Source organism: Streptomyces sp. NPDC051219 (assembly GCF_040682335.1).
In the GTDB taxonomy this organism is placed as follows: Bacteria; Actinomycetota; Actinomycetes; order Streptomycetales; family Streptomycetaceae; genus Streptomyces.
In genome coordinates, this window is record NZ_JBFBAS010000008.1 from 174,889 (window position 1) to 199,155 (window position 24,267).

Annotated in this window: 23 protein-coding genes and 2 tRNA genes; 17 read left to right on the forward strand and 8 right to left on the reverse strand. The window is 70.3% G+C overall.

Translation table 11 applies throughout. The features are described 5' to 3' along the window. The first annotated feature begins 153 nt into the window (after positions 1-153). The 4 genes from AB0M62_RS12730 to AB0M62_RS12745 all read left to right on the forward strand — a co-directional run bounded on the left by AB0M62_RS12730 (position 154) and on the right by AB0M62_RS12745 (position 3,374). Positions 154-1,284, forward strand: a complete 1,131-nt coding sequence (locus tag AB0M62_RS12730) for an SDR family oxidoreductase (protein ID WP_366074169.1) — start codon at positions 154-156, stop codon at positions 1,282-1,284. A gap of 122 nt (positions 1,285-1,406) precedes the next feature. Continuing rightward, entirely contained in the window at positions 1,407-1,865 is a 459-nt protein-coding gene (locus tag AB0M62_RS12735) for a molybdenum cofactor biosynthesis protein MoaE (protein ID WP_366074170.1), read from the forward strand. 175 nt (positions 1,866-2,040) lie between these two features. After that, positions 2,041-2,214 (forward strand): hypothetical protein, encoded by a 174-nt coding sequence (locus tag AB0M62_RS12740; protein WP_366074171.1) that lies wholly within the window; start codon positions 2,041-2,043, stop codon positions 2,212-2,214. Between the two features lie 71 nt (positions 2,215-2,285). After that, positions 2,286-3,374: a PDZ domain-containing protein gene (locus AB0M62_RS12745; protein WP_366074172.1), complete on the forward strand. Its 1,089-nt coding sequence runs from the start codon at positions 2,286-2,288 to the stop codon at positions 3,372-3,374. A 30-nt stretch (positions 3,375-3,404) separates the two neighbouring features. On the opposite strand, the gene AB0M62_RS12750 is transcribed toward AB0M62_RS12745, so the two are convergent. After that, positions 3,405-3,974: a PPA1309 family protein gene (locus tag AB0M62_RS12750; protein ID WP_366074173.1), complete on the reverse strand. Its 570-nt coding sequence runs from the start codon at positions 3,972-3,974 to the stop codon at positions 3,405-3,407. Positions 3,975-4,100: 126 nt separating this feature from the next. Between AB0M62_RS12750 and AB0M62_RS12755 the strand changes: the two genes are divergently transcribed. From AB0M62_RS12755 to AB0M62_RS12770, 4 genes are all read left to right on the forward strand, one after another. Further along, entirely contained in the window at positions 4,101-7,019 is a 2,919-nt protein-coding gene (locus tag AB0M62_RS12755) for a UPF0182 family protein (protein WP_366074235.1), read from the forward strand. A gap of 76 nt (positions 7,020-7,095) precedes the next feature. Continuing rightward, positions 7,096-7,169: transfer RNA gene (locus AB0M62_RS12760), tRNA-Met, on the forward strand. Between the two features lie 204 nt (positions 7,170-7,373). Further along, on the forward strand, positions 7,374-9,146 hold the full coding sequence (locus AB0M62_RS12765; protein WP_366074174.1) for a tetratricopeptide repeat protein: 1,773 nt from the start codon (positions 7,374-7,376) through the stop codon (positions 9,144-9,146). A 67-nt stretch (positions 9,147-9,213) separates the two neighbouring features. Next, positions 9,214-9,287: transfer RNA gene (locus AB0M62_RS12770), tRNA-Met, on the forward strand. 153 nt (positions 9,288-9,440) lie between these two features. Here AB0M62_RS12770 and AB0M62_RS12775 read toward each other — a convergent pair. Further along, entirely contained in the window at positions 9,441-9,857 is a 417-nt protein-coding gene (locus AB0M62_RS12775) for a Fur family transcriptional regulator (protein ID WP_366074175.1), read from the reverse strand. Between the two features lie 125 nt (positions 9,858-9,982). On the opposite strand from AB0M62_RS12775, the gene AB0M62_RS12780 reads away from it, so the two are divergent. After that, complete coding sequence (locus AB0M62_RS12780; RefSeq protein ID WP_366074176.1) at positions 9,983-11,452, forward strand: catalase; 1,470 nt, start codon at positions 9,983-9,985, stop codon at positions 11,450-11,452. 113 nt (positions 11,453-11,565) lie between these two features. Here AB0M62_RS12780 and AB0M62_RS12785 read toward each other — a convergent pair whose 3' ends face one another. Further along, positions 11,566-11,967: a CBS domain-containing protein gene (locus tag AB0M62_RS12785; RefSeq protein WP_366074177.1), complete on the reverse strand. Its 402-nt coding sequence runs from the start codon at positions 11,965-11,967 to the stop codon at positions 11,566-11,568. A 151-nt stretch (positions 11,968-12,118) separates the two neighbouring features. Continuing rightward, on the reverse strand, positions 12,119-12,919 hold the full coding sequence (hisN, locus tag AB0M62_RS12790) for a histidinol-phosphatase (RefSeq protein WP_366074178.1): 801 nt from the start codon (positions 12,917-12,919) through the stop codon (positions 12,119-12,121). Between the two features lie 143 nt (positions 12,920-13,062). On the opposite strand from hisN, the gene AB0M62_RS12795 reads away from it, so the two are divergent. After that, positions 13,063-13,743, forward strand: coding sequence for a TetR/AcrR family transcriptional regulator (locus AB0M62_RS12795; protein WP_366074179.1), 681 nt, complete (start codon positions 13,063-13,065; stop codon positions 13,741-13,743). Here AB0M62_RS12795 and AB0M62_RS12800 read toward each other — a convergent pair. From AB0M62_RS12800 to AB0M62_RS12815, 4 genes are all read right to left on the reverse strand, one after another. Continuing rightward, positions 13,709-14,032, reverse strand: a complete 324-nt coding sequence (locus AB0M62_RS12800) for a multidrug efflux SMR transporter (protein WP_366074180.1) — start codon at positions 14,030-14,032, stop codon at positions 13,709-13,711. The genes AB0M62_RS12795 and AB0M62_RS12800 overlap by 35 nt on opposite strands. A 101-nt stretch (positions 14,033-14,133) precedes the next feature. Further along, positions 14,134-15,144, reverse strand: coding sequence for a ribosome small subunit-dependent GTPase A (rsgA, locus tag AB0M62_RS12805; protein ID WP_366074181.1), 1,011 nt, complete (start codon positions 15,142-15,144; stop codon positions 14,134-14,136). A 4-nt stretch (positions 15,145-15,148) separates the two neighbouring features. Next, entirely contained in the window at positions 15,149-16,546 is a 1,398-nt protein-coding gene (gene aroA / locus AB0M62_RS12810; RefSeq protein WP_366074182.1) for a 3-phosphoshikimate 1-carboxyvinyltransferase, read from the reverse strand. 104 nt (positions 16,547-16,650) lie between these two features. Further along, complete coding sequence (locus tag AB0M62_RS12815; RefSeq protein ID WP_366074183.1) at positions 16,651-17,364, reverse strand: M50 family metallopeptidase; 714 nt, start codon at positions 17,362-17,364, stop codon at positions 16,651-16,653. Positions 17,365-17,466: 102 nt separating this feature from the next. Between AB0M62_RS12815 and AB0M62_RS12820 the strand changes: the two genes are divergently transcribed. The 7 genes from AB0M62_RS12820 to AB0M62_RS12850 all read left to right on the forward strand — a co-directional run bounded on the left by AB0M62_RS12820 (position 17,467) and on the right by AB0M62_RS12850 (position 24,243). After that, the gene (locus AB0M62_RS12820; protein WP_366074184.1) at positions 17,467-18,282 is read left to right on the forward strand and encodes an SOS response-associated peptidase; all 816 of its coding nucleotides are present in this window, start codon (positions 17,467-17,469) and stop codon (positions 18,280-18,282) included. Positions 18,283-18,306: 24 nt separating this feature from the next. Continuing rightward, positions 18,307-18,960, forward strand: coding sequence for an alpha/beta family hydrolase (locus tag AB0M62_RS12825; protein ID WP_366074185.1), 654 nt, complete (start codon positions 18,307-18,309; stop codon positions 18,958-18,960). A 278-nt stretch (positions 18,961-19,238) separates the two neighbouring features. Then, positions 19,239-19,898 carry a sigma-70 family RNA polymerase sigma factor gene (locus AB0M62_RS12830; RefSeq protein WP_366074187.1) on the forward strand — a complete coding sequence of 220 codons (660 nt, stop codon included), beginning with the start codon at positions 19,239-19,241 and terminating at the stop codon, positions 19,896-19,898. Continuing rightward, positions 19,895-20,191, forward strand: a complete 297-nt coding sequence (rsrA, locus tag AB0M62_RS12835; protein WP_366074188.1) for a mycothiol system anti-sigma-R factor — start codon at positions 19,895-19,897, stop codon at positions 20,189-20,191. Before AB0M62_RS12830 ends, rsrA begins: the two co-directional genes overlap by 4 nt. 176 nt (positions 20,192-20,367) lie before the next feature. Beyond that, positions 20,368-21,786 (forward strand): HD-GYP domain-containing protein, encoded by a 1,419-nt coding sequence (locus AB0M62_RS12840; RefSeq protein WP_366074189.1) that lies wholly within the window; start codon positions 20,368-20,370, stop codon positions 21,784-21,786. A 139-nt stretch (positions 21,787-21,925) separates the two neighbouring features. Further along, positions 21,926-23,167 (forward strand): HD domain-containing protein, encoded by a 1,242-nt coding sequence (locus tag AB0M62_RS12845; RefSeq protein WP_366074236.1) that lies wholly within the window; start codon positions 21,926-21,928, stop codon positions 23,165-23,167. Positions 23,168-23,262: 95 nt separating this feature from the next. Further along, positions 23,263-24,243, forward strand: coding sequence for a hypothetical protein (locus AB0M62_RS12850; RefSeq protein WP_366074190.1), 981 nt, complete (start codon positions 23,263-23,265; stop codon positions 24,241-24,243). Positions 24,244-24,267: the final 24 nt, after the last annotated feature.

The following is a 24,267-nucleotide window of genomic DNA, read 5'->3' on the forward strand; positions in this document are numbered from 1 at the left end:
CGGCGATTGCCCGACAACACCACCCAGCGTAGACACCACACCCGCTTCCGGGCTCAGTGCTCCGCGGACACGTGGCCTGCGGCAGGATGGACGCCACCTGGTACGTACGCGTCACAGCTCGTACGTACTGAAGACAACCGCTGGAGACGCCTGGTGAGTTCCCCAGATCCGCAGGTTCGCGCACCGCACAGCGCCGAAGTTCGCCAGAGGCGAAACCATTCGATCCCGGCCGGCCGCGGCCCCGTCGTCGCGATCACCGGTGCCGCCTCCGGGGTCGGCGCGCTGCTCGCTCAGCGCCTCGCCGCATCCGACGAGGTCAAGCAGGTGGTGGCCATCGACGAGCGCCGTGGGGAGTGTGCCGAGGCGCTCTGGCACATCCTCGACGTACGCGATCCGGCGATCGCCGAGAAGCTGCGCGGCGCGGACGTCGTGGTGCACCTGGCACTCGACCTCGACCTGGAGACCGACCCGGCCGCGCGGACGGCGTACAACGTGCGCGGCACCCAGACCGTGCTCACCGCGGCAGCGGCCGCCGGAGTGCACCGCGTCGTGCTGTGCACCTCCGCCATGGTCTACGGGGCACTGCAGGACAACGACATTCCGCTCTCCGAGGACTCCGAGCTCCGCGCCACCGCCGAGGCCACGGGCGTCGGCGACCTGCTGGAGATCGAGCGCCTCGGCCGCCGCGCACCCCGCGCCCACCCCGGTCTGAACGTCACAGTGGTCAGGCCCGCCGTGCTGGTCGGCGGTACGGACACCGCGCTCACCCGCTACTTCGAGTCCCCGCGTCTGCTGGTTGTCACCGGGTCCCGTCCCACCTGGCAGTTCTGCCATGTGGAAGACCTGGTCGGCGCGCTGGAGTATGCCGCGCTGGAGAAGGTCGAGGGGGAGCTCGCCGTCGGCTGCGACGGCTGGCTGGAACAGGAGGAGGTCGAGGAGCTCAGTGGCATCCGCCGGATGGAGCTGCCCTCCGCGGTCGCCCTCGGCGCCGCCGCCCGGCTGCACCGCATCGGCCTCACCCCGTCCCCGGCGGGCGACCTCGCGTACACGATGCACCCGTGGGTGGTCAGCGTCGGGCGGCTGCACGACGCCGGCTGGCGCCCGACGTGGACCAATGAGGAGGTCCTCGCCGAACTGCTGGAGGAGGTGGCGGGCCGGCACACCGTCGCGGGCCGCCGGCTGGGCCGCAAAGACGCCACCGCCGCGGGCGCGGCGGGCGCGACCGTGGCCCTGCTGGGCGCGGCGGCCGTCGTACGCCGAGCCCGCAAGGCGCGCAGGCGCTGAGTACCCGCGGGCAGGGCCGGCCGGTCCCCCGGAGTGGGCTGTAGGAGGCTCCATACGCGGGCCGCCACCCCCGGCGGATCGGCTATTCCACAATGTCGGCCGGGTACGGCACGATGGTCCGCATGGCACCGAAGATCGACCACCCCGGCGAGCACGCGGCTCAGGACCCCGTCCGGCTGCTCGCCATCCGCGAGACCCCGCTCTCCGTCGACGAGGTCTTCAAGGCCGTCGGCGACGAGTCCGCGGGCGGCACCGCGCTCTTCGTCGGCACCGTGCGCAACCATGACGGCGGCGCCGACGTCGACGCCCTCGGGTACTCCTGCCACCCCTCCGCCGAGGTGGAGATGCGCCGAGTGGCGGAACGGGTCGTCGCGGAATTTCCGGTGCGTGCCCTCGCGGCCGTCCACCGAGTGGGTGACCTGCAGGTGGGCGATCTCGCAGTGGTCGTCGCGGTCTCCTGTCCGCACCGCGGGGAGGCCTTCGACGCCTGCCGCAAGCTGATCGACGACCTCAAGCACGAGGTCCCGATCTGGAAGCACCAGCAGTTCTCCGACGGCACGGAGGAGTGGGTGGGCGCGTAGCGACCGTCGTCGAGGGGTGGTCGCCGGGCGTCGGGAGGACGGACGGGCGCGTAAACCGGTGCGACGGCCGGGCGCCCCGATTTGCGTAACCCGGTCCCTGCCATGAGCGTTGAACCGGCGGATGACTAATCTGCTGATCAATCCGTTGCGGTCGTTCAGGGGTAGGGAGGTCGGGATGGCGTCACTCGCGTGGTTGCTGATACCGCTTTTCGCCGCCATCGGTGCTGCGATATGGGCGAGCTGGGCTGCCCGCAATCGCACCTCCGGTGACATATCCGAGCTCGCGGGCTATGCAAGGTTCCGTGAAGCGATGGAGAAGAAGGCGCACTCCGGTTCCGACGCCGCCTGACGCGTCCCGCGAGTGCCCGTACGGACCGGCCCCACGGGTGCTCCTCAAGAGCCGTCCCGTACTGTCGTTCCATGCCACGCCGCACCGCGACGATGCTCGCTTCCACTCTGATGCTGATCGCGCTGCTCTGCGCCGGTGTACTCATCAAAGTGCCGTACGCGGAGATGACTCCCGGGCCGACGGTGAACACCCTCGGAGACGTCGACGGCGACGCGGTGCTGCAGATCTCGGGCCGCGAGGCCTATCCGACCGCCGGTCACCTCAACATGACGACCGTCCGTGTTACCGGCGCCGACTACCGGATGAACCTCGTCGAGGCGGTCTACGGCTGGCTCGCGCACGACAACGTGGTCGTCCCGCACGACACCCTCTACCCCGATGGCAAGTCCGAAGAGGAATCGACCCAGGAGAACGCCGAGGAGTTCAGCCAGTCCCAGGAGAGCGCCAAGGTGGCCGCACTCAAGGAACTCGGCATCCCGGTGTCCACGCGGGTCGTCGTCTCGACGGTGATCAAGGGCAGCCCCGCGGAGGGGAAGCTGCACGCCGGGGACGTCATCAAGACCGTCGACGGTAAGCCGGTGACGGAGCCGGCCGACGTGGCGAAGCTGGTCACCCGCCACACACCCGGCGAGGACGTCGTCTTCACCGTCGTCCCGGCCGCGGACGCGGTCGCGGCGGAGAAGGCAGGCAAGGAGCCCGTGGGCAACGACAAGATCACCGTCACCACGCAGAAGGCTCCCGACGCCAACCGGGCGATCGTCGGCATCCAGGCCGGAACGGACCACACGTTCCCGTTCACCATCGACATCAAGCTGGCCGACGTGGGCGGCCCCAGCGCGGGCCTGATGTTCGCCCTCGGCATTGTCGACAAGCTGACCCCGGGGCAGCTGACCGGCGGAAAGTTCGTGGCGGGCACGGGCACCATCGACGAGAGCGGCAAGGTCGGGCCCATCGGCGGTATCCGGATGAAAACGGTGGGCGCGCGCGACGCGGGCGCCAAGTTCTTCCTGACTCCCGCGGAGAACTGCGCCTCGGCGGCCGCCGACGTGCCCGCCGGTCTCACCCTGGTGAAGGTGAAGACCATCGATGACGCGGTGAAGTCCCTCGAGGACATCGGCAAGGGGAAAACGGCCGGGCTGCCCCGGTGCAGCGCGAGCTGACCGGAGCCGTCCCCTCGGGCCGTCCAGGCGTTACGCCTCGAAGGTCGCGGCCAGCGCCTCGGCGAGACCGGGCACCAGGTCGGCCCCGGTGAGGACCTCGGTGGGGGAGTCCTTCTCGCGCAGCCGCAGCGCCGACTCACGCGCACCGTTGCGCAGCACGGCCACCGTCATCCGGACCTCCTGACGGTCCGGGTGCTTTGCCACCCACTTGGCCAGCTGGGCTTCGTTCATCCCCTCCGGTACGGACGCCTCGGCGGACGGCGGCAGCATCAGCCGCTCCACGGTCATCGCGCACCCGGCCACCGCGTCCGGCCAGGCGATCGTGCCGAGGAACTCGTCCAGGGCGGTCCCCTTCGGCAGCTCCTCCTGCTCGACGGGGGTGAGGGAGGCTGCCGCGGCCTCGTCGGCCTGGAGACCGAGCTGGGCGGCGAGCCCCGGTTCCTGGGTGCGCAGTTGCGCGGTGTCGACGAGGGCGAAGAGCCGGGCGGGCTGGTCCCAGCCGAGCCCGGAGGCGTAGTCGTCGATTTCGAGGACAGCACGGGTGAGGGGACTCGCGGCCATGGGGGTGCCGGAAGGAGAAACGTTGGACATGGCGAACATCCTGCCTCCTTGGGACCCGGGAGCGGGAACTGAGTAAAGCTTCAGTAAGTTGCATGAGTGGGCTCTACGATCGCGGGGCCTGCTCAACCAACAGCGACTTTCGAGGTGCGCACCTTGGCTTTCCAGATGCCGGACCGCGGCGGAGGCCCGTCCGGGCCACGAATCAGAGTCGGCCGCCCGTCCCGGCGCGTCCGGACCCTGCTCATGACTTTGGGCGTGCTGGCCGTGCTGGCCATGGCGTTCGTCATGTTCGCGGGGTTCTGGACGGACTGGCTCTGGTACCGCTCCGTCAAGTACTCATCGGTCTTCACGACCACCCTGTGGACCAAGATCGGCCTGTTCGCCGTCTTCGGACTGCTGATGGCGGCTGCCGTCGGTCTGAACATCTGGCTGGCTCACCGGCTCCGACCGCCACTCAGCGCGATGTCCATGGAGCAGCAGAGCCTCGACCGGTACCGGATGAGCATCGCCCCGTACAAGAGGTGGCTGCTCCTGGGGATCACCGCGCTGATCGGTCTGATCGCGGGCGCCTCCGCGTCCGGGCAGTGGCGTACCTGGCTGATGTGGGTGAACGGCGTGCCGTTCAACCAGAAGGACCCGCAGTTCCACATGGACGTGGCGTTCTACGCGTTCGAGCTGCCCTGGTACCGCTTCCTGCTCGGCTTCGGCTTCGCGGCCACCGTGCTCTCGCTGATCGCCGCCGCCCTGGTGCACTACCTGTACGGCGGTCTGCGGATCACCAGCCCGGGCGCACGGGCGACGGGCGCGGCCACCGGCCATCTGTCCGTTCTGCTCGGCCTCTTCGTGTCGCTCAAGGCTGTCGCGTACTGGCTCGACCGGTACGGGCTCGCGGTGAAGTCGAGTGACTTCAGGGCCGCGGACAACTGGACCGGTCTGCGGTATGTCGACGCCAACGCCTACCTGCCGGCGAAGACCATCCTGTTCTGCATCGCCGTCATCTGTGCCGTGCTGTTCTTCGCGACACTGTGGCGCCGCACCTGGCAGCTGCCGGTGATCGGTTTCGGCCTGATGGTGCTCTCCGCGATCCTGATCGGCGGGCTCTACCCGGCCATCGTGCAGAAGTTCCAGGTCCAGCCGAACGAGCAGGCCAAGGAGTCCCCGTACGTCGAGAAGAACATCGAGGCCACGCGCAACGCGTACGGCATCGACAACTCGAAGGTGACGGATTACCCGGGCGTTCCCGCTTCGAAGGACAAGGCGCAGCAGCGCAAGGACGCCGACACCACGGCCAGCATCCGGCTGCTCGACCCGAACATCGTCTCGCCGACCTTCCAGCAGCTCCAGCAGATCAGGGGCTACTACACCTTCCCTGCCACGCTGGACGTCGACCGCTACAAGGATCCGGCCGGCAACAGCCAGGACACCGTCATCGGCCTGCGTGAGCTGAACCTCGAGGGCATCCCGAAGAACAACTGGATCAACGACCACTTCAAGTTCACCCACGGTTACGGCGTGGTCGCGGCCAAGGGCACGACCACCGACTCCGAGGGCAAGCCGGTCTTCATCGAGTCCGACCTGCCGTCCCGGGGGCAGCTCGGTACGTTCCGGCAGCAGATCTACTACGGCGAGAAGACCGAGCAGTACTCGATCGTCGGCGGTCCGCAGACCGAGCTGGACTACTCGGACGACCAGGGTGAGAAGACCACCAGCTACAAGGGCAAGAGCGGCGTCAACCTCGCCAACCCGCTCAACCGGGCCGCGTACGCCCTGGCCTTCAGCGAACCGCAGATCCTCTACTCCGGTGCCATCGGCGACGGTTCGCGGATTCTCTACAACCGCACGCCCAAGGAGCGCGTAGAGGCGGTCGCCCCCTGGCTGACCATCGACGGCGACGCCTATCCGGCAGTCGTGGGCGGGAAGATCCAGTGGATCGTCGACGCGTACACCACGTCGAACGGCTACCCGTACGCCTCGCGTACGACGCTGGGCGACACCACGGCCGACTCGCTCACCGACAGCCAGCGCGCGGTCGTCGCGCAGGAGAACCAGGTCAACTACATCCGCAACTCGGTGAAGGCGACCGTCGACGCGTACGACGGCACGGTCAACCTCTACGAGTGGGACACCGAGGACCCGGTCCTCAAGACCTGGATGAAGGCGTTCCCCGGCACGGTCAAGGCCAAGAGTGAGATCGCTCCGAAGCTCAAGGAGCACATGCGCTACCCGCAGGACCTGTTCAAGGTGCAGCGCGAACTCCTGACCCGCTACCACGTCACCGACCCGCAGACGTTCCTCAGCGGCAGTGAGGCGTGGCAGGTTCCGGACGACCCGACCAACAAGTCGGGCAACGCCGTTCCGCCGTACTACCTGTCCATGAAGATGCCGAAGCAGGCCGAGCAGGCGTTCTCGCTGACGACGACGTTCACCCCGAACGGCCGCGACAACCTGAGTGCGTTCATGGCGGTCAACGCGGAGGCGGACGCCAAGGACTACGGCAGGATCGAGATCCTGAAGCTGCCGGCCAGCACCACGGTCGCCGGACCCAAGCAGGTGCAGAGCCAGTTCAACTCCGACGAGGTGATCGCGGAGAAGATCAGGCTGCTCAAGGGCGGCGACTCCGAGGTGGAGTACGGCAACCTGATGACGCTGCCGCTGGACGGCGACCTGCTGTACGTCGAGCCGGTCTATGTGCGCGGTGGCGGTGTCAACTATCCGCTGCTCAAGAAGGTGCTGGTCTCGTACGGCAAGGAGACCGCCTTCGAGGACACCCTCGGCGAGGCCCTGAACAAGGTCTTCGGGGCGGAGGGCCAGGACACCACCGAGCCACCGCCCGGCGACGGCACCACCAAGCCGCCGACGACTCCCCAGGACCCGACGGTGAAGCAGGCGCTGGCCGACGCGCAGAAGGCCTTCGACGACGGCGAGAAGGCACTGCAGGAGGGCGACTGGGCGGCGTACGGCAAGGCTCAGGACGAGCTCGCGGCGGCGCTCAAGCGGGCCGCCGACGCTGAGGCCAAGGCGGCCGCGAAGCCGGGTGCCGCACCGGGCGCCAGTACCTCGCCCGCCCCGAAGCCCAGCGGCTGACCGGGACGGCCCGGCCGGCCGCTCCGGCGGCCGGTCAGGCCCCCCTCCGCACCGTGGTACGGTTGCAGCACAACGGCGCGGGGTGGAGCAGCTCGGTAGCTCGCTGGGCTCATAACCCAGAGGTCGCAGGTTCAAATCCTGTCCCCGCTACTGAAGACTAAAGGCCCGGATCCTTCTGGATCCGGGCCTTTTGCATGTGCTGATGCGGCGAAACGCGGTTCAGATGGGGGGAGTTGGGCTCGGGACGTGTTTGACTTGTCCATCTGTGGGCATGTCGACAAAACGCTGTAGTGACCTCACTGGCTGCGGTATACCAGGTGTACGCGGGTTGCAGGTGGTGCGACGATGGAAATTATGGGGGACAGGTCAACTCTGTTGGAGACAGGGCGGTTTGTGCGGGAGGACCCGGACGTCACGGAGAGCACTGCGGACACCGCCGACGCCGAAGTCGAGGCGCGGCACCGGCGCGCCGCCGAGCGTGGCGACATCGCGTCGATGAGTGTTCTCGGCGCCCTGCTCCTGCGCCGCGGTGACCTCGACGGTGCCGAGCCCCATCTGCGTGCCGCCACCGCGGAGGGTGACCGGGCCGCTGCCAACAACCTGGGCGTCCTCCTGCACCAGCGCGGTTACGCCGACGAGGCGGCCGGCTGGTGGCGCATCGCAGCCGTCGCCGGTTCCGCGGCCGCGGCCCATGCCCTCGGCCGGCACTACCGCGAGCGCGGCGACGAGCCCGCTGCCGAGTACTGGCTGAGGCAGTCCGCCGAATCCGGTCACGCCCTCGGCGCGTACGCTCTCGCCGATCTGCTGGAGCACCGTGGCGACGTCGGCGCGGAGCGGTGGCTGCGCGCCGCCGCGGAGCAGGGCCACCGGGAGGCCGCGTACCGGCTCGCCCAGCACCTGCGCAGGACGGACGACGAGCGGGTGGACGAGGCGGAGCAGTGGTACCGCCAGGCCGCCGCGCGAGGGCACCGCCGCGCCGCCCTGCACCTCGGCTCCATCCTCGAGGGACGCGGCGAGCTGAAGGAGGCCGGCCGCTGGTACCTGACCTCCGCCAAGGACGGCGAGACCCGCGCCGCCTGTGCCCTCGGCTTCCTGCTGCGCGACGCGGGCGACGAGGACAGCGCGGCCGTGTGGTGGCACAGGGCCGCCCAGGAAGGCGACGGAAACGCCGCCAACGCCCTGGGCGCGCTGCACGCGGCCCGCGGGGAGACGCAGACCGCCGAGCGCTGGTACCGCGCCGCCATGGACGCCGGCGACGACAACGGGGCGTACAACCTCGGGCTGCTCTGCGCTGCCCAGGACCGTACCGCGCAGGCCGAACAGTGGTACCGCCGTGCCGCCTACGCCGGTCACCGGGAGGCCGCCAACGCGCTCGCCATCCTGCTGCTGCAGGGCGGGGACGCGGCCGGTGCCGAGCCCTGGTTCTCCAAGGCGGCGGAGGCGGGCAGTGTGGACGCCGCGTTCAACCTCGGCATCCTGCACGCGAGCCGCGACGACGACCGTACGGCTCTGAAGTGGTACGAGCGGGCGGCGGCCGCCGGGCACACCGAGGCCGCCCTCCAGGTCGGCATCGCGCTGGTCAGAGACGGTGAGGAGCGGGCCGCAGAGCGTCACCTGCGGTGCGCGGCGGGCGGTGGCAGCGCCGAGGCGGCCTTCCGGCTCGGCGCCCTGCTGGACTCCCTGCAGCCGCCGCCCGAGCCGGTGGGGCTCGGCGAGCCGGTGACCGAGAAGTCGGAGTGCGAAGAGTGGTACGAGCGGGCCGCCGAGCAGGGGCACCGACGCGCCCAGGTGCGGGTCGGCATGCTGGCCGCCGGCCGCGGCGACCTGGTCGAGGCCGCCCGTTGGTACCGGGAGGCAGCCGAGGCGGGCAGCCGCAACGGCGCCTTCAACCTCGGGCTGCTGCTCGCACGCGAGGGCAGCGAGCCGGAGGCCGCCCTGTGGTGGACCCGGGCAGCCATGGCAGGGCACGGGCGCGCCGCGTTGCGGCTCGGGCTGCTCGCCGCTCGCCACGGCGATCTGGCCGAGGGGCAGCAGTGGTGTGCACGCGCCGTGGAGCTGGGGCCGCCGGAGGTCGCGGAGCGGGCCGCACGACTGCGCGAGGCGCTGCACCAGGAGCTCACGGCCTGAGCCGCTGTGGCCTGCGTCATAGCGATTTGCGCTGGTCGGCGCCCCGGCGTAAGGTTGGGTTCACCGACGCGGGGTGGAGCAGCTCGGTAGCTCGCTGGGCTCATAACCCAGAGGTCGCAGGTTCAAATCCTGTCCCCGCTACTCAGAGGCAAAGGCCCGGATCCTGATGGATCCGGGCCTTTGCCGTATGCGTGCACCTACGGCAGAGGCCCCCGCACTGTGTGCGCGGGGGCCCCTGCCGCGGTCCGGAAGCGGGTCCGGGAGTCGCCCGCCCGCAAAGTCGCCTGGGCGCCGTCAGGCGGAGGAGCAGCTCGGGCAGATGCCGCGGTAGGTGACCTCGACGTCGGAAACGGTGAAGCCGAAGCGTTCCGAGGCAGGCAGGTCCGCCAGCGGGTTCCCGGCCGGGTGGACGTCGCGGATCGCGCCGCACTGGGCGCAGACCAGGTGGTGGTGCGGCTGGTGGGCGTTCGGGTCGTACCGCTTCGCGCGGCGGTCCGTGGAGACCTCCAGGACCTCGCCGAGGCTTACCAGCTCGCCCAGCGTGTTGTACACGGTCGCCCGGGAGATCTCGGGCAGCTTGGCCACAGCGCGCGCGTGGACCTCGTCGGCCGTCAGGTGGACGTGTTCGCCGTCGAGGACCTCGGCCACGACACGCCGCTGTGCGGTCATGCGCCATCCGCGTCCGCGAAGTCGTTCCAGCAGGTCACTCATAAGGGTCAGCCTAACAGCGGGGGGACAAAGTTCCGAACGGGTGTGACTTTGGATCCTCACTTGACTTAGACAAAGTCCATCGTAGGATCGAGGACGGCGAACGCCAAGGACAGGACTTTGCAGGAATGACGCAGGAGGCGCACGTGACGCAGGGACCGCTCACCACGGAGGCCGGAGCTCCGGTCGCCGACAACCAGAACAGCGAGACCGCTGGCGTCGGCGGTCCCGTGCTGCTCCAGGACCAGCTGCTGCTCGAGAAGCTGGCGCACTTCAACCGGGAGCGCATCCCGGAGCGCATCGTGCACGCCCGCGGAGCCGGTGCGTACGGCACGTTCACGCTGACCCGTGACGTCTCGCAGTGGACGCGTGCCAAGTTCCTCTCCGAGGTCGGCAAGCAGACCGAGACGTTCCTGCGGTTCTCCACCGTCGCGGGCAACCTCGGCTCGGCCGACGCTGTGCGCGACCCGCGCGGCTTCGCGCTGAAGTTCTACACCGAGGAGGGGAACTACGACCTCGTCGGCAACAACACCCCGGTGTTCTTCATCAAGGACGCCATCAAGTTCCCCGACTTCATCCACACCCAGAAGCGCGACCCGTACACCGGCTCGCAGGAGGCGGACAACGTCTGGGACTTCTGGGGTCTGTCGCCCGAGTCGACCCACCAGGTGACCTGGCTGTTCGGTGACCGGGGCATCCCGGCGACGCTGCGCCACATGAACGGGTACGGCTCGCACACGTACCAGTGGAACAACGAGGCCGGCGAGGCCTTCTGGGTCAAGTACCACTTCAAGACCGACCAGGGCATCAAGAACCTCACCACCGACGAGGCGAACCGCCTCTCCGGCGTGGACCCCGACAGCCACCAGCGCGACCTGCGCGAGGCCATCGAGCGCGGCGAGTTCCCGTCCTGGACCGTGCAGGTGCAGATCATGCCTGCGGCGGAGGCGGCCACGTACCGCTTCAATCCGTTCGACCTGACCAAGGTCTGGCCGCACGAGGACTACCCGCCGATCGAGATCGGCAAGCTGGAGCTCAACCGCAACCCGGAGAACATCTTCGCCGAGGTCGAGCAGTCGATCTTCTCGCCGGCCCACTTCGTGCCGGGCATCGGTCCCTCGCCGGACAAGATGCTGCAGGGCCGTCTCTTCGCCTACGGCGACGCGCACCGCTACCGCGTCGGCATCAACGCCGACCACCTGCCGGTGAACCGCCCGCACGCCACCGAGGCTCGCACCAACGGCCGCGACGGCCTTCTTTACGACGGCCGCCACGGGCGCGCGAAGAACTACGAGCCGAACAGTTTCGGCGGCCCGTTCCAGACGGACCGGCCGCTGTGGCAGTCGGTTCCGGTCACCGGCGGTACCGGTAACCACGAAGCCCCGAACCACCCCCAGGACAACGACTTCGTCCAGGCGGGCAACCTCTACCGCCTGATGTCCGAGGACGAGAAGGGCCGCCTGATCGACAACCTCGCCCAGTTCATCTCCAAGGTGTCGCGCGACGACATCGTCGAGCGGGCGGTCAACAACTTCCGTCAGGCAGACGGCGACTTCGGCAAGCGGCTGGACGCCGCGGTCCAGGCCCTGCGCGGCTGACCGGATCGCTTGTCGTGGGTGACGGGCCGGATTCCTCCGGGGGAATCCGGCCCGTCGGCGTGACCGGGGCGCCCAGACTTTCCAGGGCCGGTCGGTGGGTCTGCCGGAGCCCGTCAGCCGGCCAGGGCGGCCGAACTGCGCTTGCTGGGGGCCCAGCAGCGGATGATGTCGCGTACGGAGACGATGCCGACGGGCTCGCTCCCGTCGAGTACGACGAGATGCCGGAAGCCGCCGTGCGCCATGGCGTCCGCCGCGTCCTCCAGGGTCCAGGCCGGCGAGGCGAAGACGACGTCGGTCGTGGTGTGCGAGGCGACGTGCTCCCGGTCGGGGTCCTGCCCCAGTCCGACGGAGATGAGGATGTCGCGCTCGGTGAGAATGCCGAGCCCGCTGGTGTCGGGGTCGAGAACGACGGCTGCGCCGACACGGCGGGCGGCCATCAGCCGCGCTGCCTGGCGGAGCGTATGGGCGGGTCCGATGGTCAGGACCACCGTACTCATGGCGTCACGGACGAGCATGAATGGAGCCACCTCCTTCGTGAATCCGGTCCCCTCTTGGAGAATGGATTCACAAGTTCACAAGTGGGGGCTCTCAGAGTTGCACGAGTACGGAGGGTCAACAAGAGAGCGCGCAGCCGACCGCCCCGCGCCCCTCGTCTCGAACTTGTCGTCAGTAACGCTGGTTCAGGTAACCCAGCAGATCCTCGTGCAGCAGGCCGTTGGACGCGGCGGCATTGCCACCGCCGGGGCCCGGCACCCCGTCGAGGCTGGTGAAACGGCCTCCCGCCTCCTGGACGATGATCGCGTTCGCGGCCATGTCCCACAGCGAGAGTTCGGGCTCCGCGCAGATGTCCACCGAGCCCTCGGCGACCATCATGTACGGCCAGAAATCGCCGTAGCCGCGGGTCCGCCAGCAGTCCCGGGTCAGGTCGAGGAAGCCGTCGAGGCGCCCCTGGTCCTCCCAGCCGCTCAGCGAGGAATACGCGAACGAGGCGTCCGCGATCCGGCCGACCTTCGAGACATACAACCGGGTCGCCGAGGTCAGGCTGCGTCCGGTGTACGCGCCGCCGCCCTGCGCCGCCCACCAGCGGCGTCCCAGCGCCGGGGCGGACACCACGCCCACCACCGGCTGGTAGCCGCCCTCCCCCTGCACCATCAGCGAGATCAGCGTCGCCCAGACGGGAACGCCCCGCACGTAGTTCTTCGTACCGTCGATCGGGTCGATGACCCAGCGGCGCGGGCCCGTGCCCTCGATGCCGTACTCCTCGCCGAGGATGGCGTCGCGGGGCCGTGCACGCTGCAGCTGGCCTCGGATCAGCTCCTCCGACGCCTTGTCCGCCTCGCTCACCGGCGTCATGTCCGGCTTGGTCTCGACCTTGAGGTCCAGGGCCTTGAACCGGTCCATCGTCGCCGCGTCGGCAGCGTCGGCGAGTACATGTGCGAGGCGCAGGTCATCGTGAAAGTCGGGCATGGCGAAACAGTATCGACACTCAATAGCACGGACCACACGGCATCGCCCGCGGGCGACCCGCCCGGCCGTACGCCGGCCCGCGCGAACTATTGACACCGCCATGCCGTCCGTCAACTCTGACCGCAGAGCAGCGGGAGGCAACGATGCCGACAGCGCGGGAATCCTTACTCGACGCCGCCTTCGTGGCGCTCGCGGGCCGACCCTGGCCCATGGTGCGGATGGTCGATGTCGCGGCCGCGGCCGGGGTTTCGCGGCAGACCCTCTACAACGAGTTCGGCAGCAAGGACGGTCTGGCCCGGGCGCTGGCACGACGGGAGACCGACGCCTATCTTCGCGGCGTCGACCAGGCGCTGAGCGCCGGTACCGCCCCGGGGGACCGGCTTGCGGCGGTCGCCGAGTGGACCGTCCGGGCGGCTCGCGGCAACCCTCTCGTCCGCGCCCTGCTCACGGGCTGCTGGAGCGAGCGGATGCCCGCTCCCAGGCCCGCTCCGTCTCGCTCGCAGGCTCTCGTACCGGCTCAGCGCCGGGCCGATGCCGGGATGCTCTCCCCGGCCCAGCTGTCCGCTGCAGTACGGGACCGGGCGGCAGCGGCTCTGGGGAAGGGGCGTACCGACGAGGGGAGCGGCGAACTGGCGCAACGCTGCGAACTCGTGGTGCGGCTCGCCCTGTCGTACGTGATCGCGCCGGGCGGCGAGGACGTGGGGCGGCTGGTACGCACCGCGCTGCGCGTCGGCGGGCAGGGTGCCGGGAGGACGGGCGCCGGTGGGCCGTGCGCCGGTGGGCCCGGGGTCAGTGGGCCGAGCCCGAGAGCTGCAGTCCGATGACGCCGACGATCACCAGGGTGATCGACACGATCTTGAGAGTGGACACCAGGTCGCCGAGGAAGACCATCCCGTAGACGGCGGTGCCGGCCGCGCCGATGCCGGTCCACACCGCGTACGCCGGACCGACGTCGAGCTTCTTCAGGGCGAGGGTCAGCAGGCCGAAACTGCCGAGCGCGAAGGCGCAGAACGCGACCGTGGGCCACAGTCTGGTGAACCCGTGCGAGAGCTTGAGGCACACGGCGAAACCCGTCTCGAGGAGCCCGGCGACCACCACCAGCAGCCACGCCATGAGTGAGTCCTCCCGCGTTCGGTGACTGCTTGCCTGACTGCTTCGTCTCGCTTGGTGCGATTATGCACTTACCAGCAGTGGGGGGCGGCAAACGTTCTGGCTCAGTCCCCTTCGCGTCGCTCGCGCGTTTCCAGCAGCCGCCGCAGTGAGTAGAGCCGTGCCGGTTCCGCGTGGCCTTCGGCCACCCACGCGTCCAGGGCGCACTCCTCCTCGTCGTGACTGCATGCCCGCGGGCAGCCCTCCGTACCCGGTACGAGGTCGGGGAAGGCCAGGATCACACGCGACGGGTCGACGTGGTGCAGTCCGAAGGACCGGATGCCCGGAGTGTCGATCACCCACCCCGTCTCGTCCGGGAGCGGCAGGGCAAGCGCCGAGGTGGTGGTGTGCCGGCCGCGGCCCGTGACGGCGTTGACGTGGCCCGTCGCGCGCCGCCGGTCCTGCGGCACCAGGGCGTTGACGAGGGTGGTCTTGCCGACGCCGGAGTGGCCGACGAAGGCGGTGATCCGGTCGGTGAGGCTCTCGCGGACCCGGTCCGCCGCCTCACCGCTCTTCAGCTCGTCCCGGTTGGTGACGACGTATTTGACGCCGAGGGTCGAGTACGTCTCCAGCAGTTCGTCCGCCGACGCGAGGTCGGATTTGGTCAGTACCAGGAGGGGTTCCAGACCGGCGTCGTAAGCAGCGACCAGGCAGCGGTCGATCAGGCGCGGGCGCGGCTCCGGGTCGGCGAGGGCCGTGACGATCGCCAGCTGGTCGGCATTGGCCACGACCACCCGCTCGAACGGATCGTCGTCGTCGGCGGTGCGCCGCAGGACGGACGAGCGTTCGTGGACCCGCACGATGCGCGCCAGCGTGTCCTTGTCGCCGGTCAGGTCGCCGACGATGCCGACCCGGTCGCCGACGACGACGCCCTTGCGGCCCAGTTCGCGGGCCTTCATCGCCATCACCGTACGGTTCTCGACAAGGCAGGTCAGCCGGCCGCGGTCCACGGTCAGGACGAACCCTTCCAGGGCGTCCTCGTGCTTCGGGCGGATGGTCGTGCGGGGCCGGTTGCCCTTGCGGTTCGGGCGGACCCGGATGTCGTCCTCGTCGGGGTTCTTGCCGTAGCGGCGCATCGCGTCAGGCTCCCGTGCCCGTGCCCGTGCCCGTGCTCGTACCTGTGCCTGGACCCGTGCCGGCGCCGGCGAGCATGCCGGTCCACATGTCTGGGAAGTCGGGCAGCGTCTTGGCGGTTGTCGCGATGTTCTCGATCTGCACACCCTCGACGGCGAGGCCGATGACGGCGCCCGCGGTGGCCATCCGGTGGTCGTCGTACGTGCGGAAGACCCCGCCGTGCAGCGGACGCGGGCGGATGTGGAGTCCGTCCTCGGTCTCGGTGACATCGCCGCCGAGCTCGTTGATCTCCTTGGTGAGGGCGGCCAGCCGGTCGGTCTCGTGCAGGCGGAGATGCGCCACACCGCGCAGTACGGACTCGGAGTCGGCGAGGGCGGCGACCGCCGCGATGCCCGGTGTCAGCTCGCCGACCTCGCTCAGGTCGACGTCGATGCCGTGGATGCGGCCGGTGCCGGTGAAGGTAAGACCTTGGTCGGTCAGCTCGCAGCTGCCGCCCATCTCCGTGAAGATCGCGCGCAGCGCGTCACCGGGCTGGGTGGTCCGCCGGGGCCAGTCCGGGATCGTGACCCGGCCGCCGGTGATGAGCGCAGCCGCCAGGAACGGCTGGGCGTTGGAGAGGTCCGGCTCGACCACCAGGTCGCGGCCGAGCACCGCGCCGGCGGTGACCCGCCAGACGTTCGGCTCGCCGCCCGATTCCGGGGTGTCCACCTGGGCGCCGGCCACCCGCAGCATGTCCACGGTCATCCGGATGTGCGGCATGGACGGGAGGGGCCCGCCCACATGCCGTACCTCCACGCCCTGGTTGAAGCGCGGCGCGGACAGCAGCAGCGCGGAGACGAACTGGGAGGACGAGGAGGCGTCGATCTCCACCGTGCCGCCGTCCAGGGCGCCGCCGCCGTGCACGGTCATCGGCAGCGCACCGCGGCTGTCGTCGTCGATACGGGCGCCGAGCACCCGCAGGGCGTCGATCACGCCGTGCAGCGGGCGTTCGTACGCACGCGGGTCGCCGTCGAAGCGGACCGGGCCGTCGGCGAGCGCCGCGACCGGGGGAAGGAAGCGCATGACCGTACCCGCGTTGCCGACGTCGACCTGGGCGGGGCCGTGCAGCCCGGACGGGATGACCCGCCAGACCTCTCCGATGTGGTCGGGGCCCCCGGTGACCGAGGAACTGGACGGCACGGTCTCCTCGATGCCGACGCCCAGGGCACGCAGCGCCTCGGCCATCAGCAGGGTGTCGCGCGAGCGCAGGGGGCGGCGCAGCCAGCCCGGCTCGGCGGCGAGCGCGGCGAGGACGAGGCCCCGGTTGGTGACCGATTTCGATCCGGGCACGGTGACCGTGGCGTCGACGGCTCCGCTCGCGTGCGGGGCGGGCCAGAGTGCGGTGTACGCGGGGGTCTCGGTCATGGCTCTCACTTTAATGGCTCGGTGAGAGCACCGATCTTGATCATATACGGTGAAACCGGGGCGTAACGATGAGGTGGTACGGGGCCCGAGGTCACAGTCGGAAGTCACAGACCGAGCAGCCAGCGGCCGCCGCCCACCAGAGAGCACAGCGAGACGGCATGGAAGAGGAAGAGCCACATCGCGGGTGCCACATGGGTCAGCCTGGCCAGCTGGTCGGCGTCCGAGTCGGCGGCGCCCCCGTGGCGGCGCTTGGCCTGGAGCTCGAAGACCGGCCGTACGCCGCCGAGCAGCAGGAACCACACCACCCCGTAGGCGAACGCCGCCTGGACGGTCGCCGAGGTCAGCCACGACACCAGGAGGAAGGCGCCGCCGGTGACGACGACGGTGAGTACGCCGTACGCGTTGCGGATCATGACCAGCATGACGAGCAGCAGGGCCGTCGCCAGCCACAGGAGCAGGGTGATGTGGTTCGCGGCGAGCAGCCAGGCGCCCCCGAGGCCGAGCAGCGAAGGTGCCGTATAGCCGGCCGCGGCCGTCAGGATCATGCCGAGCCCGGTCGGTTTGCCCCGGCTGACGGTGAGGCCGCTGGTGTCCGAGTGCAGACGGATGCCGTCCAGGCGGCGACCGGTGAGCAGGGCGACGAGGCCATGGCCTCCCTCGTGCGCGATGGTGACGGCGTTCCGGGAGAACCGCCACGCGTTGTGTGGCAGAACGACGGCGAGGGCGGCCACGGCGGTGGCTATCACCAGCCAGGTGGCGGGGTCGGACTGGGCCCCGAAGACGCGGTCCCAGAGGTCGGCCAGTGCTGTGCTGTCCATCAGTCGGTCTCCCGGTGGGGCTGCATGTAGGGCCGGCTCCTGTCGTCCCCCGTCATCCAGGGGTGTGGTCCGGTGGCGGGCGGAAGTGGCAGTGTGGCACTCATGTGCGGACGGTATGCAGCGAGTCGTAAACCGGAGGACCTGGTCGGTCTCTTCGAGGTCCAGAAGTGGGAGCCGACGGAGAACCTCGCTCCCGACTGGAACGTGGCTCCGACGAAGGACGTCTTCGCGATTCTCGAGCGTCCTCTCAAGGACGCCGATGACCCTCGTCCGGTTCGCCAGCTGCGGGCGTTGAAGTGGGGACTCGTTCCCTCGTGGTCCAAGTCGCCGGAAGGCGGGGCCCGGATGATCAATGCGCGCGCCGAGTCCCTGCACGAGAAGCCGTCCTTCCGGCGGCCCTTCGCCCAGCGACGCTGTGTCGTACCCGCGGACGGCTACTACGAGTGGGTCACCGGGGTGGGGGAACGGCAGCTGGAGGAGCAGGGCAAGAAGAAGCGGCCGCGCAAGCAGCCGTACTTCGTCACGCCCGCCGACGGCTCCGTGATGGCGATGGCCGGCCTGTACGAGTTCTGGCGGGACCGGACCCTGCCCGACGACCATCCCCGGGCCTGGTGGGTGACGTGCACGGTCGTCACCACCGAGGCGGAGAAATCCCCGCTTGCCGTCGCCCCTGCCGACGGCCCCCGGGCGCTGGCGGACATCCACCCCAGGATGCCGCTGATGCTCACCCCGGACCGCTGGGACGCCTGGCTGGACCCGGCCCGTACGGACGTGGACGGCATCCGGGAGCTGCTGGCGCCGCCTCCGCCGGGCCTGATGCGGGCTTATCCGGTCTCCACGGACGTCAGCAACGTCCGTAACAACGGTCCGGAACTGCTCGAGGAACTGGCCGCGCCGCAGGAGGGCACGCTGTTCTGAACGCTCAGGCGGCAGGATGGCTCTGTGAGCCGGATCAAGACCGCTGAAGCCGTTGAGACCGTGGAGACGCCCGCGGGGGCGGCCCGCATCACCTGGGTGCCCGCCGCCCGCAAGGCGCGGCTCCTGCTCGCCGTCAGCCATGGGGCGGGCGGCGGGATCGAGGCCCGGGACCTGCAGGCGCTCGCCTCGTCGCTGCCCGCCCTGGGTGTGACCGTCGCGCTGGTCGAGCAGCCGTGGCGGGTGGCCGGCAAGAAGCTCGCGCCCGCGCCGAAGACCCTGGACGAGGGTTGGCGGGGGCTGTGGCCCGCGCTGGCGAAGCCTGGGCTCCCCGTTGTCGCCGGGGGCCGCAGTGCGGGGGCGCGGGTGGCCTGTCGTACGGCCCGGGAACTGGGTGCGTGCGCCGTCCTCGCGCTGAGCTTCCCGCTGCACCCGCCCGGCAGGCCGGAGAAGTCCCGGGCCGCCGAGTTGACCGGTGCCGGGGTGCCCACGCTCGTCGTTCAGGGCGGGAACGACCCCTTCGGCCGGCCCGCCGAGTTCCCCGAGGGGTACGAGCCGCTGGAGGTGCCGTACGGGGATCACGCGTTCGCCGTGCCGAAACGGGCGGAGATCAGTCAGGAGGACGCCCTGAAGATCATCACCGAGGGTGTGGGGAGCTGGCTCGACGGCCTGCGGGTATGACCCCGGAACCAGGGCCGCGGGAATGTTCAGGGCGTGACCACTGTTGTGCGGTGCGTCTGTATGGAGAGGCATCGCACGAGGAGAGGGAACGCATGGCATCGACCATCTGCCCCAGCCGTCCGCACGCCGCTGACCTGGAGTGGACGGTGCTGCCTGGGGCGAAGACCGCCCCTGTCACGGCGGTGAGTGGACCGAATCGGCAGGGACCATCCCCGGAAGGTCGACTATTCTCCGATTGGAGTGGGTCCGCTCTCGGCCCCACCACGGTGTTGGAGGAGGTGGGTCCTGTCACTGGGACCGACGACGGCCGCGCGGAGGAGACGACCTCGGAGGAGACGACCGTGGAGCGCAACGCCCGCTTCGAGCGGGACGCCCTCGGCTACCTCGACCAGATGTACTCGGCCGCGCTGCGCATGACACGCAATCCGGCTGATGCCGAGGATCTGGTGCAGGAGACGTATGCCAAGGCGTACGGGTCCTTCCACCAGTTCCGTGAGGGGACGAACCTCAAGGCGTGGCTGTACCGGATTCTGACCAACACGTTCATCAACTCGTACCGGAAGAAGCAGCGCGAACCACAGCGCAGCGCCGCCGAGGAGATCGAGGACTGGCAGCTGGCCCGCGCCGAGTCGCACATGTCGACCGGACTGCGCTCCGCCGAGTCGCAGGCGCTGGACCATCTGCCGGATTCCGACGTGAAGGAAGCCCTGCAGGCGATCCCCGAGGAGTTCCGCATTGCGGTCTATCTCGCTGATGTAGAGGGCTTTGCCTACAAGGAGATCGCGGACATCATGGGTACACCCATCGGTACGGTGATGTCCCGCCTGCACCGGGGCCGCCGCCAACTTCGCGGCATGCTCGAGGACTACGCCCGCGACCGCGGGCTCGTCCCGGCCGGTGCGGGAGAGTCGAACGATTTGAAAGGCTCGGGCTCATGAGCTGCGGAGAGCCGCACGAGACGGACTGCTCAGAGGTCCTGGACCATCTGTACGAGTTTCTCGACCACGAGATGCCCGACAGTGACTGCACGAAGTTCGAATTGCATTTCGAGGAGTGCTCGCCGTGCCTGGAGAAGTACGGGCTCGAGCAGGCGGTCAAGAAGCTGGTGAAGCGCTGCTGCGGCCACGACGACGTGCCGACCGACCTCCGGTCGAAGGTCATGAGCCGCATCGAACTGATCCGCTCGGGACAAGCCTTTCCTGATCACGACGTGACCGCCGTACAGGAATGAACTTTGGCCGAACATCTGCCCCGTAACGCGGCTTCGTTCACCCGAAGGTGCTAATCCGGGGGAGCCGGACGGCACAATCCGTGAATGCGGCCCCCGAGGGCCCGTGGCGCGCATATTCTCCCCATCCTGTATGAGCCCGTTAGGGCTGGCCCAGGGTCACGGGGAGGAGAGGCGCCATGCGGGCACTTCCGCCGGGGGCTCGCGCTTACATCCTGTGCGCCGTGGCGGGCGGCCTTCTGTGCGCCGCCCCCGCGCTGACGGCTGGTCACAACACCCCGTGGGGTGCCGTCGCCCTGCTGGGTGCTCTGTATGCCGTCTGCGAGCTCGTCAAGATATGCCCCTTCATGGGGCACCGGGTACCGGTCGGAATCGGCTCGTTCTTCCCGGTGGTGCTCGCCGCCGTCTTCCTGCTGCCACCGGCCGCCGCCGCGCTCGTCGCCGTGCCCGGCGCGCTCGCCGGCCGTATCGAACAGCGCCCCGCCTGGGTCCGGCGCGTCTGGCACGCGGCTCAGCACGCGCTTGCCACCTGGGCCGCCGCCGGCGTGTACGGAGTGCTGCGCGGTCCGGCCGCGCTCGGCGGCGGCACCTTGAATTCGGCGCCCGACTTCCCGTACGTCCTGGCCCCGGCGGCTGCCTCGGTCCTGGTCTTCTGCCTGGTCCTGACCGCCCTCGACTGCGGCATTCTGGTGACCGCCGAACGCCTGCCCGCCCTGACCGCCTGGCGCGGGCTGCCGCGCTCGCTCGCCCCCCACTGCGTACACGGGCTGGCCGGTCTGATGATGGCCGTCCTCTGGCGCAGCCCCTACGGGCCGCCCGCGGCACTGCTCGTGCTGCTCCCGATGTACATCTCCTGCTGGATCTTCGCCCAGTACCACCGGGAGCGCGCCGCTCATCAGGCGACCATCCGAGCCCTGGTCCAGGCCGTCGACATCAAGGACCGGTATACGCGCGGCCACAGCGAGCGCGTCGGCCAGGCGTCCACGATGATCGCCCGCGAGCTGGGCATGTCGGAGGACCGCCTCGAGGTGCTGCGTTTCGCCGGGATCCTGCACGACGTGGGGAAGCTCGGAGTACCCACCCGGCTCCTGCGGAAGGACGGGCCACTGACCCCGCAGGAGCGCCGGGTCATCGAACTGCATCCGGAGTACGGCCACGAAATGGTGCGGGGAATCGGCTTCCTCGGGGAGGCGCGGGAGGCGATCCTGCACCATCACGAACGGATCGACGGCAGCGGCTATCCGTACGGTCTGTCCGGGCCCCAGATCCCGGAGTTCGCCAGGGTGGTGGCCGTCGCGGACGCGTTCGACGCGATGACGTCGACCCGTTCGTACCGGCGGGCCCGGCCGGTGGAGGCGGCCGTGCGGGAGCTCGAACGATGTGCGGGCGACCAGTTCGACCCGCAGATGGTGCGGGCACTGGTGCGGGCCATCGAACGTCATGGGTGGCACCCCGCGGTGACGGCCGAGGAGCGGCACCCCGCGGCCCGCGGAAACGTCCCGCCATCGCGGCCGGAGGATCCGGGCGCCACGGCGGCGCCCGAGCGGAACCGGACAGGCGTGGCGGGGACGGGTCCCGGCGACGGCGGGCCGGCGTGACCCCCGGCGGCCGAGTGCGGCAGGCCACCGAGGCGAAAACCGGCCCCCCTCCCCGGGGCGACGCCGCATGGCCGTCCTGGTCCGCCGGGGTGGGGCCGTGAGAGGGGGGCGGGCCGGGCTTCCGCCGCTCACCCTGGTGATCGTCCACTCCGCCGCCGCCGCGCTCACCGCGCTCGCGCTCGGCTGGACCCTGTGGCACGGCCTCGCCGAACCCGGCACCGCGCTCGTCTTCGGCGCTCTCATCACCGTGGGGGAGCTGGCCCGCCGCGGGGCGCGGGAGACCCCCGGCGACCGCGAGCCCGCGCCGCTCGGTTGCGCCGGGGCCCTGGCGTACGCGCTGCTCGGCCAGAACGCGGGCAACGCGACCGCCCACGGCGTCCTCCAGATCATCGCCGTCGTTGTCGCGGCGGCCCTGGTCGGCATCGTCCCCCACGTCGCCCTCGGCCGCGGCCCCGCGCTGGACCATGTCTCGCGCAGGGTCCTCAGCGTCGGGTTCGCCGCTGTCTGCTTCCAGCCCCTGTCCAGCTCGGGCAACCTTGGCGAGTGGTTCGGCCACGGCCCGTCCTACGCGGGCTTCCTCGTCCTGATACTCGTCCTCACCGCCCTGTGCGACGCCGTACTCGCCGCCGCGATGACCCGGGCCCGTACCCGCTGGCCGTTCGGCCCCCTGCTCCGCGACGAGCTGCGCGCACTTCTCGGCATCGGGTCCGCGATCTGCGCCACCGGGGCCGTGATGGCGCTCGCGGTGGCCGTCGCCGGACTCTGGGCACTGCCGGTCTTCAGCGTCCCGCTGCTGCTCACCCAGATGTCGTTCCGCCGTATCGCGGCCGTACGGACGACGTACCGGCAGACGATCACCTCACTCGCCCGCTCGACCGAGATCGCCGGCTACACCCCGCACGGCCACGCGCGCCGGGTCGCGGCGCTCAGCTGCGCGGTCGGCCGGGAGCTGGGCCTGTCGGAGCCGGACCTCACCGTGCTCGAGTACGCGGCCCTCATGCACGACATCGGGCAACTGTCGCTGGTGGATCCCGTGCCGGCCGGGGCCACGGCGCCCCTGCCCGCGGGGGAACAGCGCCGCATCGCGTTGCTGGGCGGCGCCGTCGTCCGCCAGACCGGGGTCCCGCCGGAGGTGGCGGTCGTGGTGGAGCGGCAGGCCGATCCGTACCGGGACCAGCCGCTCACCGCCCGGATCGTACGGACGGTCAACGCGTACGACGATCTCGTCGGCGGGACCGGTACCGGGACCGGGCGGCTCGGCGGCTCGCTGGAGGCCCTCGAACAGCTGCGCCTGGGCACCGGACACGACTATCAGCCCGAGGTCGTGGAGAGCCTCGCCCGCGTACTTTCCCGAGGCCTGACCCAGTCCCCGCCTGGGTAACCCATGGGTAATGAGCGGTCGTCCAACCGGGCATGGTTGGATGCGAAGAAGAGGTGTCCGCAGGACTGCACCGTAGGGACCGGCAGGCGGGAAACGTGAGGATCTTCGGGAAGGTACGGCATCGGCCCTCCGCCTCGTGGCGGCAGGCCACCGACCGGGCGTTCACGCTGATCGGTGACGGCCGGTACGAGGACGCGGGTGCGCTGCTGACGCGCGCGGCGGACCTCGAACCCTGGCTGTCCGAGTCCTGGTTCAACCTGGCCCTGCTGCACAAGTTCCGGCACGACTGGGAGCAGGCGCGTGCGGCCGGGCTGCGCGCCGTGGCGCTCCTCGACCGGGAGACCGGCGCCCCGGACTGGTGGAACGTCGGGATCGCCGCCACCGCCCTCCAGGACTGGCCGCTGGCGCGCCGGGCCTGGCAGGCGTACGGGCTGAAGGTGCCCGGCGAGTCCGCAGGAAACGCCGAGCCCGTCGGCATGGAGCTGGGCAGTGCCGCCGTCCGGCTGTCGCCCGAGGGCGAGGCAGAGGTCGTGTGGGGCCGCCGGCTCGACCCGGCCCGGATAGAGGTGCTGTCCATCCCGCTGCCCTCCTCCGGGCGGCGCTGGGGCGAGGTCGTGCTCCACGACGGCGTCCCGCACGGCGAGCGGGTCACGGCGGCGGGCCCCTCCTACCCGGTGTTCGACGAGATCGAGTTGTGGGCCCCCTCTCCCGTACCCACCTGGGTGGTGCTGCTCGAGGCCGCGACAGAGGACGACCGGGACGCTCTGGAGCAGCTGGCCTCCGACGCCGGATTCGCCGCCGAGGACTGGTCCTCGTCCGTGCGGCTGCTGTGCCGGCTGTGTTCGGAGAGCCGGATGCCGAGCGACGAGGGCGAGGGCGAGCATCTGGACCCGCACGACCACAGCGAGCCCGGACACCCGGGCCCGCTCGGTCACCGCACGGCCGGTGAGCTGTGGGTCCCCGAGCGTGAGTGCGGTATCGCGGCGCCCACCGGGCTGGTGCGCGGCCTGCTCGACGGCTGGGTCGCGGACAGTCCGGACACCCGTGAGTGGCGCGATCTCGAGGAAGTCTGCTGAGAGCTGCCCTTAGGCTGTACAGGC